General features: G+C 43.5%; 11 protein-coding genes. 5 read left to right on the forward strand and 6 right to left on the reverse strand.

Annotated features, from left to right (window positions below; genetic code table 11):
• Positions 1-5: 5 nt before the first annotated feature.
• The 6 genes from G5B43_RS14725 to nirB are packed head-to-tail and all read right to left on the reverse strand — an operon-like array spanning position 6 to position 7,179.
• Positions 6-1,328: an MFS transporter gene (locus G5B43_RS14725; RefSeq protein WP_165295566.1), complete on the reverse strand. Its 1,323-nt coding sequence runs from the start codon at positions 1,326-1,328 to the stop codon at positions 6-8.
• A 12-nt stretch (positions 1,329-1,340) separates the two neighbouring features.
• Positions 1,341-2,549: a molybdopterin molybdotransferase MoeA gene (locus G5B43_RS14730; protein ID WP_165295567.1), complete on the reverse strand. Its 1,209-nt coding sequence runs from the start codon at positions 2,547-2,549 to the stop codon at positions 1,341-1,343.
• A 1-nt stretch (position 2,550) separates the two neighbouring features.
• Positions 2,551-3,501 (reverse strand): bifunctional molybdenum cofactor biosynthesis protein MoaC/MoaB, encoded by a 951-nt coding sequence (moaCB, locus tag G5B43_RS14735; protein WP_165295568.1) that lies wholly within the window; start codon positions 3,499-3,501, stop codon positions 2,551-2,553.
• Positions 3,498-4,247, reverse strand: a complete 750-nt coding sequence (locus G5B43_RS14740; RefSeq protein WP_165295569.1) for a HesA/MoeB/ThiF family protein — start codon at positions 4,245-4,247, stop codon at positions 3,498-3,500. Before G5B43_RS14740 ends, moaCB begins: the two co-directional genes overlap by 4 nt.
• A 30-nt stretch (positions 4,248-4,277) precedes the next feature.
• Positions 4,278-4,625 carry a nitrite reductase small subunit NirD gene (nirD, locus tag G5B43_RS14745; protein WP_165295570.1) on the reverse strand — a complete coding sequence of 116 codons (348 nt, stop codon included), beginning with the start codon at positions 4,623-4,625 and terminating at the stop codon, positions 4,278-4,280.
• A 34-nt stretch (positions 4,626-4,659) separates the two neighbouring features.
• Complete coding sequence (gene nirB, locus G5B43_RS14750; protein ID WP_165295571.1) at positions 4,660-7,179, reverse strand: nitrite reductase large subunit NirB; 2,520 nt, start codon at positions 7,177-7,179, stop codon at positions 4,660-4,662.
• Positions 7,180-7,339: 160 nt separating this feature from the next.
• Between nirB and cobA the strand changes: the two genes are divergently transcribed.
• From cobA to G5B43_RS14775, 5 genes are all read left to right on the forward strand, one after another.
• A complete protein-coding gene (gene cobA, locus G5B43_RS14755; protein WP_165295572.1) occupies positions 7,340-8,092 on the forward strand; it encodes a uroporphyrinogen-III C-methyltransferase in 753 nt (250 codons plus the stop codon).
• An 85-nt stretch (positions 8,093-8,177) separates the two neighbouring features.
• Positions 8,178-8,609: a DUF2147 domain-containing protein gene (locus G5B43_RS14760; protein ID WP_165295573.1), complete on the forward strand. Its 432-nt coding sequence runs from the start codon at positions 8,178-8,180 to the stop codon at positions 8,607-8,609.
• A 120-nt stretch (positions 8,610-8,729) separates the two neighbouring features.
• Positions 8,730-9,977, forward strand: a complete 1,248-nt coding sequence (locus G5B43_RS14765; protein WP_165295574.1) for an ABC transporter permease — start codon at positions 8,730-8,732, stop codon at positions 9,975-9,977.
• Between the two features lie 75 nt (positions 9,978-10,052).
• Positions 10,053-11,240: a glycine C-acetyltransferase gene (gene kbl, locus G5B43_RS14770; protein ID WP_165295575.1), complete on the forward strand. Its 1,188-nt coding sequence runs from the start codon at positions 10,053-10,055 to the stop codon at positions 11,238-11,240.
• 66 nt (positions 11,241-11,306) lie between these two features.
• A complete protein-coding gene (locus G5B43_RS14775) occupies positions 11,307-12,557 on the forward strand; it encodes a serpin family protein (RefSeq protein WP_165295576.1) in 1,251 nt (416 codons plus the stop codon).
• Positions 12,558-12,645: the final 88 nt, after the last annotated feature.

Below are 12,645 nucleotides of genomic sequence, written 5' to 3' on the forward strand. Positions count from 1 at the left end.
CTATTTTACTGTTGAAAGTCGAGCTCTCCTGTTTCCATACTACGCTTGATGGCTGGCTTTGGCTGGAATTTAGTCAGTGTAACTAACAAACCGATGAACACGACCCCTGCGCCGATATACTGAAAGGCATCCGCATAGGTCAGGTTTTCGGACTTGAACAGAAAACCAACCAACATGGCGCCAATGTTTCCGCCGGCACCTACTATGCCACTGACGACACCAATATTATCTTTGTTGATAAAAGGGACAATACCGTAGGTACAGCCATTGGCCATCTTCAGAAACAAGGCGAAGATCAGCATAGAGACAACGGCGAAAACCAACGTTCCCGAAGCAGCAAACAACGCAATACCCAAACCTTCCAAAACCAAAAGCAGCCCTAACAACGTCCCTTTTCCTTTTAGTCCGAATCGTTGACCTACTTTATCGCTTACGATTCCGCCCAATGCACGGGCGAAAATATTCATGCCGCCGAATATGCCGGCCATGGCACCGGCTACAATGATGCTGGTACCAAAGCGGTCTATAAAAAATATCGCAGCAACATTATCTACCGTTATTTCAATGCCGAAGCATGCTGCATAAGCGAGTGTTAATATCCATACACGATAGTCCTGCAATGCTTCCACAAGTGATCCCTTGCTTTTTTTCGGAGAAGTAGACGCATCTCTTTGCTGCAAATTGCTGAAATTCCCCGCAGGCGTATCGGTTGTGTATCGATAGTAAATAAAAGCCATAATGAGCAGGATGACGCCGGGGACAACCATGGCGAGCCTCCAGGAATCTGCTTCGCTAACAAAACCCATCGCGGCAAAACCCGCAGCAATTAAGGGCATAACCAAATTGGTGACGCCACCGCCGAGGTTTCCCCACCCACCGGTTACCGCATTGGCGGTGCCGACAATATTGGGGGCAAACATCATGGACGTATGGAATTGGGTGATGACAAAAGAAGCGCCAACAATGCCGATACAGAATCTGAATAATAAAAAGGAGGCATAACTGTTGCTTAGGCCAATAAGCATGATTGGGATAGCGCCCACAATTAACAAAATGGTATAGGTGAGGCGTGGACCCAGTGTGTCGCACAACTTCCCGATCAATAAGCGGGCAATAATGGTGGCGGAGACGGACGCTATAATGATATTGCCGACCTCACTCTTGGTCAAATTCAGCTGATCGCGAATCATGGGCATCAAAGGCGCGACACCAAACCATCCGAAGAAACAGAAAAAGAACGTTATCCAGGTGATATGGAATGTACGCATTTGAACGCCTTTGAATGAAAAGATGTTGAGCTTTGAAAGGGGGGATTGGTTCTGTTGCATCGTTAGTATGGTTTAAATGAGATTAAAAAAAGGGTGCAAAGAGAGCACGGGTATGGTGTCGTTTTCTGTAATTACCTGTTTATTGTGGATATGCCAACCGATACCCTCACATCCGACAGTCGCTGTTATATCTCCGGAGCCATGGTGAGGTTTCCAGGTGTATCTGTGAGCCTCGGCTTGTCGAAAAACAGGAAAAAACTCATCAAGCGAAGATTTCTTTGACCTAGGGGTCTGTAATTTTACCTGTTGGAAACGTTCGTTCGTAAACCCAAGACACTTGTGCAGATATTCCTCTACAAATAGTTTGAAGGTCATGAAACATGATAAGGGGTTTCCGGGCAGGGCAAATAAAATCCTGCCTTGGGGTAAAAGGCCCATTAAAAGAGGTTTCCCGGGTTTTATAGAAACCTTGTGAAATAGGATCTCTACGCCTAACTCTTGTAGGATTCGGGGAACGTAATCGGCATCGCCGGCCGAAACACCGCCGTTGATCAAGATGAGCTGCTGCTCCATGGCTTGTCTCAAAACTGCTGATAATGCAAGGGGTTCGTCTGAAACATGTTGACAGAACTGCACGGGTAACTGCCATTGTTCGCAAAGCGCGCACAATAGATATTGATTACTGTTGCGGATTTGAAAGTGTTCCGGTTGCTGATCGATATCGACCACTTCATTGCCGGTGGTGACAATCCCTACACGGGGCATTTTATAAACGGGCACCTGGTGGATACCCAACGCTGCTAATGTTCCGATTACCGAAATATCACAAACCCGAGGCGCGGTAACGGCCAGCTCGTTTTGCTTTAGATCTTCGCCTCGTTGTGCAAGGTGGTGTCCATGCGAGATAGATTTTCCGAGGATAAGTGCTGTTTCGTTTGGGGTATAGATGAGGTCTTCTTTGCGGATGATGGTGTCTGCTTCACGGGGGCAAGCTGCGCCGGTCATGATCTTGTAACATTCACCGTTTGCAAGAACTGTAGACGTTTCCATGCCCGCAAAAATGGTATTCCGAATACGGAATTCCCGGATGCCGTTATTCCAATCGTCGATGCGTATGGCTATTCCGTCCATCGCCGCGCGGTTAAACGGGGGATAATCCCTGTCTGCAAAGATGGGATGGGCCAGTATACGATTTAAGGATTGGGCGAGTGGTACGTGTTCTGTGGGAAGCTGCTTTGCCACACTTCGAATCTTGTCCCGGGCTTCCAGATAGGTCAGCATATCAATGTCCTCCTCCCATCATCATTTTCCGGGCGTGAAATAAGGCTGGCAAAATAGCCTCTAAACATTCTTTTACGCCGTTGGTGCTTCCGGGTAACGTGACCACAAGCGAATTGCCGATTGTGCCCGCAACGGAGCGACTCATCATAGCTAATGGTGTCCGTTGCTGCCCGTGTCCACGCATGGCTTCGGCAATGCCATCGGCCGTTTTGTCTACTAATTCGGAAACAGCTTCCACGGTTACATCTCGTGGTCCCAATCCGGTTCCGCCCGTCGTAAAAATAAAGGGTATGTCTCGGTCAACCCAGGTTTTGATGGCTTGTTGGATGCGTGGTTTCTCATCCGCAACGATTTGGTAATCCAGTACCTGTGCACCGGTCGCCAGCAACATTTCTTCGATTTTTCGACCACTGTTGTCCTGCCGCTTCCCGCTGGCGGTAGCATCGGAACAAACCAAAACAGCGCAGGTGGCCAGCGGTGCCAGAAAACGTTTATGATCCGATTTACCGCCTGTTTTATTGGCGAGGCGGATATGGCCAATCTCCAATTGATCGTCGACAGGTTTCAGCATGTCGTAAAGCTCGAGTGCCGCTATAGATACGGCGGTAAGCGCTTCCATCTCTATGCCGGTACGACCTATAGACTTGGCAGATACTGTGATCAATATCCCGGCACCTGACTGCCGTGTTCCGGCAAAAAAATCTGGGTGGGAGCTCGGATAGATATATTCGAAATCGACCTGCATCCCGTCAATATTGACGGGATGGCAATGGGGAAGTAACTGCGGGGTTGCCTTTGCTCCCAAAAATGCCGCTGCTCGGGCAACATCCAGTAGATTTCCTTTTGGCAATTGACCTTGTTTAATTTTTATCGATGTGGATTCCGTGATATATATAACGGCGTTAGCGGATGCGGTACGTAAAGTGCTAATTTTATGGCTTATATCTCTCATGCCTTCATTTCTAGGATGGTCTCTGTTGGACCGGGTTGCAAACTGGAAAAATTAATGACTCGTTTCTGAAGGGAGAGTGCATCGAATAAAAGCAATTTACCCGTCAGCTTGTCTGGCAAATCCAGCAACACTTTGATAACCTCATTTGCCATCAGCATACCCGCTACCATGCTGCCGATAATGTATGTGCCCGAGACTTCGCAACCTGTCCCTTCGGTGGCTGGTTGCAGCGTGAATAAATCGTCTATGGCCAGGCGCTGCGCTTCGTAGTTAAAAACGGTAATTTGTACTTCAGAACGAAAAACAGACCCGTAGATGACTGGTATACCAAGCTGAATACCCGTGTGGCCTATTAATAATCGCGCTGGAAAATTGTCTGTGGCATCGATGATGATGTCATATGCAGAAAATATGGCGTGAATGTTGGTTTCATCTACAAAAAATGGGTGCTCTCTGAAAATCGTTTCCCGATATCGGTCCTTTAAATGGGCGACAGCAGCTGCAGTTTTCAATTCTCCAATTTGCGCTGGCGTATAGAGATATTGGCGTGCTAGATTTTTAAGTTCAACTTTATCGCCGTCGATTATTCCAATATATCCGATACCGCTAGAGGCTAGTGCGGAAATCACAGGGCAACCCAGACCTCCGGCACCAACTACAAGAATGCGGGTACATTTTAATTTGTCGAGACCCTTCTTGCCAATAAACGGCAGTTGAAGATGATCGCTGAAAAATCTACTATGCATTTCGCTTATTCGGTTATATCTGTTATCTTATTAGTTCTGTAATGCAATATATACCAACCCGTCTTCCACTTTTACCGGATAGGTCTTGATGGCGCATTCATCGCCAGAGAGACATTCTCCCGTGTCCAGTGCGAATGTTTTTTTATGGAAAGGACAGGCGATCTTGGGTTTATCTCCTAATGATCCGATCATACCGCGACTAAGAATCATTTGCTTTTTATGGGGGCATTCATTCTGTGTGGCGTACCATTCATTACGGCGCTTGAAATAGAACAACGCAACCTGCTGATCCTCTAGTTTTAAACAGACACCTCCGTTTTCAATGGTGTCTTCTACTCGACAAGCTAATTTCCATGACGTGGTTGTTAACGTTTCCATAATGATCTTGTGTTAAAGTTTCGTATTTATTTGATTAATATGTTATTGGAGCATTCCAGTCGGCCGCTTTCTTTTGTCCGCGCATTTCTTCGAATTTCACCGTTTCATCTTTTTCGGAAGGAGCATTCACAAAATGAACAAATCGCTTGCGTATATCAGGGTTGTTAACCGCGACCTTCCATTCACATTGATAGGCGTCTACTAATGCCTGCATCTCTTGTTCCCAGGTTTCCGCCATTCCCAGACTGTCTTCCACAACAACATTTCGAAGATAATCGACGCCTCCTTCCATTTTGTTTAGCCAAGTGGCCGTACGTGTCAATGGATCGGCAGTGTGTATATAAAACATGAGGAACCGATCCAGATAACGAATACAAGTCTCGCTATCGATATCACTCACCAAGAGATGTGCATGTTGAGGTTTGCTGCCACCATTTCCGCATACATACAAATTCCAGCCTTTCTCCGTCGCTATAATTCCAAAATCCTTGCTTTGGGCTTCGGCACATTCCCGGATACAACCGCTAACGGCGGATTTCAATTTGTGAGGAGATCGGACCCCACGATACCGTTCTTCGATCTGAATGGCAAAGGATACGCTGTCATGAAGGCCAAAACGGCACCATGTGCTTCCTACACAGCTTTTTACCGTGCGTAAAGCTTTTCCGTAAGCGTGTCCACTTTCAAAGCCAGCGGCAATCAGCTCTTCCCATATAAAAGGAAGATCATTGAGGTGCGCTCCAAACATATCAATACGTTGCCCGCCCGTGATTTTGGTGTAAAGGGCGTATTTCTTGGCGATTTCTCCGATAACGATCAGTTTTTCTGGCGTGATTTCGCCACCCGGTATGCGTGGTACAACAGAATAAGTTCCACCACGTTGTATATTAGCCAAAAAGCGATCGTTGCTATCTTGCGCTACATCATTTCCTTTTCCAAGTATCATCTCGTTCCAAAGACTTGCCAGCAGGGAAGAAACCAGTGGTTTGCAGACTTCACAACCGTGTCCTGTTCCAAGATTGTCCAGCACGCTGTCGTAGGTTCTTAGATCATGGATCTTGATGAGATCAAATAGTTCTTGTCGACTGAAATTAAAATGTTCACATATCGTATTACGAATATATTTACCTTGTTTCTTCATGGTATATGCTACCAGATCTTTGACCATAGGGACGCAGCCGCCACAACCAGAACCAGCTTTTGTACATTTCTTTATGCTATCTGCATTTTCGCACCCCTGTTGAATAACGGCATCGCATATCTGTGCCTTTGTAACACCCTCACAACTACAAATCAATGCGGAATCTGGTAAGGATTCCAATCCTGCGCCAGCAGGTTTACTTTCACTTTGTTCCCCTAAAAGGAGCGTTTCGGGGTGTTCCGGTAGGGGCATGTTATTATTTACAGTCTGTAATAACATATTGTAACTCGCTGCTTCACCCACCAAAATACCACCTAACAGCCTTTTGCCGTCGGGACTGATGTTGAGCCGTTTGTAAATACCTTTGTTTTTGTCTTCCAGAAGAATGGTCCGGGCGTGAGGCTCTGTGATAAATGGATCTCCAAAACTAGCCACATCGACACCCATTAATTTTAGCTTGGTGCTCATGTCAAAACCAGCGAAAAGCTTCTGTTCGCCAGAAATAGTTGTTGCAGCGACCTCCGCCATTTCGTATCCAGGGGCTACCAAGCCATATATCATTTCGTTATAAAGGGCGCATTCACCGATAGCGAAGGTGTGAGGGTCGGACGTACGCATGTTCTCATCGACGACGATTCCTCCGCGAGGTCCAATAGCCAGTCCCGCAGCTTTTGCTAACTCATCACGAGGTTTGATGCCTGCCGATATGATCAAGATATCGCTGTCCAATTGAGAGCCATCAGCGAATGCAAGCCCTGTTATTTTATTTCCGCCTAGTATTTGGGTAGTGGATTTTTGCAGGAAGCAGGTCAATCCAAGTGCCTGTAGCTTATTTTGTAATATGCTACTGGCCATATCGTCAATTTGTCTGGGCATTAGCCGTGGAGCAAATTCCACGACTGCTGATTCTTTTATGCCGAGATCTACGAGTGCTTTTGCGGCTTCCAGACCTAACAATCCCCCGCCAATGACCGTGCCTTTATTTGCGGTCGAGGCGTATGCTTTAATTTGGTCAAGGTCTTCGATAGTGCGATATAAAAATACCCCTTCTTTGTCGACGCCGGGAATTGGGGGGACAAAAGCAGCCGATCCAGTAGCGAAGATCAGGTAATCGTAATCTATCTGGATGTCTTTTTTGGAATGGATACGTTTTTTTTCAATATCAATGTGTACAATAGGGTCATGAAGGTGTAAATCGATGTTATTTTCTTCGTACCACTCATTTTTTGACAAAAATAAATCATCTAATGTCTTATTTCCGAAATAATCAGTGAGATGTACGCGGTCATAAGCGTGAATTGGTTCTTCACCGAACACTATTAATTTAAAATTTTTGCTTTTTGCTTTTAATTTCTCGCAAAACTTATAGCTAACCATCCCATTTCCGATTATTGCGACTGTTTTTGTTTTCATTTTTCAGGTATTTAGAGGTAAAAAACGACTATTTGTGATTTACTTCTGCTAATTTATGGTTTTTTATATTAAAAAATCAAATATTTTATGATTTATGTCATGTTAATTTTTATTTTTGATTCATAAATTGTGATTTTTTTAAACTTTTTAAATAAAAAATATGGTTAAAAGTCTAAAAATAGTTGGTTCTGGTCCGGGAGATTTGGAATTATTGACTATAAAAGCATACAAAGCCATAAAAAATGCTGAAATTTTGCTTTATGATAACTTGGTTAATGAAGAAATGCTTCATATTGCTTCGAAAGAATGTCAAAAAGTATACGTAGGAAAGCATCCATACGGAAAATATATGCCACAGGACGATATAAATACGTTAATCGCTTATTATTGTGAACGTTTTTCTAGCGTAGTAAGGTTGAAAGGAGGCGATCCCTATATATTTGGCAGAGGATTTGAAGAGTGGTTTGTTGCAAAGGGACTCGATATCGATGTCGAATATATACCTGGAATCAGTAGTATGCAAGGTGCCGGACTGAGTGATATACCGTTAACTCATCGTGGTGTCAGCGAAGGAATATGGGTTCTGACCGGTATGAAAAAAAATGGCGATATTGCGGCTGACCTTTCGTTGGCCGTTCACAGCAATTCTACCGTGGTTATATATATGGGTATGCGAAAGCTTGCTGAAATCGCTAGAATATATTCGATGCACGGTAAAGGAGGCAAACCGGCCGCTATTATACAACAGGTTTCTCGGGCAGCTGAAAAGAAAGTCGTGTGCAAAGTCAAGGATCTCGTAAAAGTTAGTCAAGAAGCGCGCATGTCGCATCCGGCAATTATCGTGATAGGAGAGGTTGTCGATCTACAATGCAACCTGTCGTCCTTGTTGCAGCAGGAGCGAAACATCGTATAATTGTTTTAACGGTTAATATGTTTAATGGCCAGTTTCCTGCATGCTTTTTGCTGGTGATAGTTGATAATCTATAAACAAGAAAGTTATGATGAAGATACTATTCATATGGCTAAGTATGCTGACTGGGTTTCATGCAATAGCACAGAATAACCAAGATATAGTCGGAAAGTGGAAAACCGTAGACGATGAAACAGGAGAAGCAAAATCTATTGTGGAAATTTTCCAAAAGACAGATGGGAAATATTATGGAAAAATTAGCAAACTCCTCATCAAGCCAGAGAACGACAAATGTGTGCGGTGTAAAGATGATCGTAAAAACAAACCTCTATTAGGACTGGAGATTATTCGGGGGATAACAAAAAGAGGTGATGAATTTTCTGGTGGGACCATCACAGATCCTAAAAATGGAAAGACGTATAAGTGTACTATTACGAGAGAGGGAAATAAACTTCTTGTGCGGGGTTATGTTGGGTTTTCTTTGATCGGTCGAACCCAGACCTGGCAGCTGACAAACTGATTTTTCTCTAAAAACAAGGTCTTAATGGCTGAGAAGATTTACACAAATCCATTTTATATGCGGTGCAATTATATTGCATATAAAAGTTGATTTATGTAAGTTTGGACGAAATAACGCGCCATGTCTGTTAATATGTCTTATCGCGAGAATGTTAAACTTGCCTTGCAATCCATTGTAAGCAATAAGTTGCGTACTTTTCTCACGGCACTGATTATTGCAATAGGTATTATGGCCCTTATTGGCGTGTTGACTTCCATTGACGCTATGCAAAGCTCGCTGACCAATTCCTTTTCGTCTATGGGGGCAAATTCTTTCAATATCCGCAACCGTGGACTGAATGTCCAGATTGGTTCGTCGGGAAGTCAGGCAAAAGTCTTTCCTTCCATCACGTACCGAGATGCATTGGCGTTTAAAGAAAGATTTGAGTATAATGCCGTTGTTTCGCTTAATGCAAATGTGACCGGAGGAGCAACGGCTAAATACAAAACAGAAAAAACAAACCCCAACATCAATGTGGTTGGCGGCGATAATTATTATCTTCGAACAGCAGGTTACCAACTTAGTGCCGGACGGGATTTTACAGAACAGGATTTAGATAATGCCAGTAATGTGGCCATTATAGGGGAAGAGGTTAAGAGTAAATTATTTAAAAACAACAAGAATCCGATAGGAGAGTATATTACCATAGGTGGAGAGCGGTTTACAGTGGTTGGTGTATTGGAAAGTAAAGGTTCTAGTGCTGGCTTCGGGTCAGACAAAACGTGTTTTATTCCCCTGTCACGAGGAAGGGCGATGATGACCCAAGGAAACCCTTCTTATGTCATTACGGTCATGACGACAGATCCCTATAAAATGGAAGGGGCAGAAGGAGAGGCTATTGCAACCTTTCGCAAAATTAGGGGATTGACGGCTAAACAAACAAACGATTTTGAAATTGTTAAATCCGATGCGGTGGCTCAGATACTGATGCAGAATCTTGCTTACGTGACCTTGGGTGCTGTTGTTATCGCCTTTATAACGTTGGTAGGCGCTTCGATTGGTCTGATGAACATCATGTTGGTTTCTGTAACCGAACGGACACGAGAAATCGGTGTACGGAAAGCAATTGGAGCAACTCCCGCCGTTATTCGGAAGCAATTCTTAATGGAAGCCATTGTTATTTGTGTTCTTGGGGGTGTTGTCGGTATTGTCGTCGGTATTGCCATAGGCAACTTATTGGCGTTGGCCTTAGGAGCAGACTTTATTATTCCTTGGAAATGGGCAACTTTAGGAATGTCTGTTTGTGTCGGCGTCGGGATGCTATCTGGCTATTATCCGGCTTCAAAGGCTTCTAAGTTAGATCCCGTGGAGTCTTTACGGTATGAGTAAAAATTGAGCAAACGATTTCATGCGCCATATTTCAAAATAACCCCTTATCTTCGTAAAGATTAAGAGAGGATAAATATGTACAGAACACTAAAACCGGCATTGGAAAAAGAGCTTGCAGCGATTAAAGAAGCAGGTCTGTATAAAGAAGAACGTATTATAGTGACACCGCAGGGAGCGGATATCAAAGTTAGTGCAGGGCAGGAAGTTATCAATTTTTGTGCAAACAATTATTTGGGATTGTCTTCTCATCCGAATGTGATAGAAGCGGCAAAGAAAGCGATTGATCAATATGGTTATGGTATGTCGTCCGTCCGTTTTATTTGTGGAACACAAGACGTACACAAAGAATTGGAGCGTAAAATATCCAAATTTTTAGGCACAGAAGATACCATTTTATATGCAGCAGCGTTTGATGCGAATGGCGGTGTCTTTGAACCATTGCTTGGCGCGGAGGATGCCATTATATCCGATGAATTGAACCATGCCTCTATTATAGATGGGGTGCGTTTATGTAAGGCACAGCGTTTCCGCTACAAAAACTGCGATATGGAAGATTTGGAAGTGCAACTGAAAGCGGCTTCCGGAGCTCGTCATAAAATTATAGTAACTGATGGAGCATTTTCTATGGATGGTTCCATTGCGCCGTTGGATAAGATCTGTGACCTGGCGGATCAATATGAAGCCTTGGTGATGATTGATGAATCACATTGTTCTGGTTTTATAGGGAAAACCGGTCGGGGGACACATGAGCTCTTTGACGTGATAGATCGTGTAGATATTATTACCGGAACCCTAGGTAAGGCATTGGGCGGTGCATCGGGTGGTTTCACTTCAGGGCGCAAAGAGATTATTGATATGTTGCGTCAGCGCTCACGCCCGTATTTGTTTTCGAATACCTTAGCTCCCGCAATTGCAGGCGCTTCTGTTGCCGTATTGGATATGTTGAGTGAAACAACGGAGCTTCGTGATAAACTCGAAAATAACACGAAATATTTTCGTGAAAAGATGACGGAGGCTGGTTTTGATATCAAGCCTGGTTTTCATCCAATTGTTCCGGTAATGCTATACGACGCTAAATTAGCACAGGAGTTTGCAGCGAAGATGTTGGCAGAGGGTATTTATGTTATCGGTTTTTATTATCCTGTTGTGCCACAGGAAAAAGCTCGAATCCGTGTACAACTTTCAGCTGCACATGACCGCGAACATCTGGATAAGGCAATTGCTGCCTTTACGAAAGTAGGGAAAGAATTGGGGGTGATTTAAAGAAAATCATCCCTGTAACATTTCTCCATCATTTCTCGTTATATTTAAACATTAAAACAATAAATTATGATGAAAATGATATTTACGGTGTTGTTATCCTCCGCCTTATTAGCGTCATGCGACAAAGACGGTGGATCGAAAGATATCCATGGGCAGGAATTGCAACTCAGCGAAACGGACAAGCAGCAAATTAAACAGACGAATACATTCACGGCTAAGTTATTTCTGGAAGCGACGAAAGATTTGAAGAGCAGTGATAATGCTTTCCTATCCCCTTTTGGAGTCAGTACCGTGATGGCCATGGCATACAATGGTGCTGGAGGTGACACGAAAGAAGCTATTTCGAAAGCGTTCAATTTTGACCAAATCAGTGACGAGCATCTGAATGCTTATTACCAGACGCTGATTAAGGGACTTCCGTTGGTAGAACCGCAAACAGAATTGAGTATGGGAAACGCCATTTGGCATAACCAAGATATACCATTGAAACCTGATTTTCTGAAAGTAAACGAACAGTTTTATAATGCGAAAGCGGGTAAGCTGGATTTTACTGATCCCAAAGCCAAGGATGTTATCAACGATTGGGTGAAGGATAAGACGAAAAATAAGATTGATAAGATAATTGATGCAACAAAACAAGAAGACCTCGCTTATCTACTCAATGCTATTTATTTCAAGGGGATGTGGGAACAGAAATTCGATAAGACAAATACAGCAAAAGCTGATTTTCATACCGCTTCGGGTCAAACGGTGCAGGCAGATTTTATGCATAAACAACATACTTACGGGATGTTGACTATGGGAACAACAGGTATTCAAGCAGTCGAAATACCGTATAGCAACAAAAAATTCAGCATGTTGCTTATACAGCCAACAGATGCGGCTAGTACAGATTGGAGTACGATGAAACTCGATGAATTTATGAATGCTTTAGGATCAGAACAGGCAAGCTTCAGTCCGGTAAAGATGGATCTTTATTTACCCAAGTTCAAGTTTTCTTATGAACGGAAGCTAAATGGAGATCTGACGAATCTGGGGATGGGCATTGCTTTCCAGATTGATGCTAATTTTTCAAATCTTTCTGATCGGCCATCAGCAATTTCAGAGGTCAAGCATAAAGCTTTTGTCGAGGTGGACGAGGAAGGAACAGAAGCCGCCGCAGTAACAAGTGTAGGTATGGTCGTAACGAGCTTACCTCAAATACCAAAAATCAGATTTGACCATCCTTTTATCTTTGTTGTCAAGGAAAATAAAAGCAATTTAATACTGTTCATAGGAAAAATAAATAACCCTTTGAGCAGTGAGACAAAAGGGTGATGGCGCGCTTAATAAAATAATAATATAAAAAAATAAATTTTGAGGTGCAAAATGATTAACTTTGCACCTCAAAATTTTTATAATACTT

Source organism: Sphingobacterium sp. SGR-19 (genome assembly GCF_011043555.1).
Classification (GTDB): Bacteria; Bacteroidota; Bacteroidia; order Sphingobacteriales; family Sphingobacteriaceae; genus Sphingobacterium.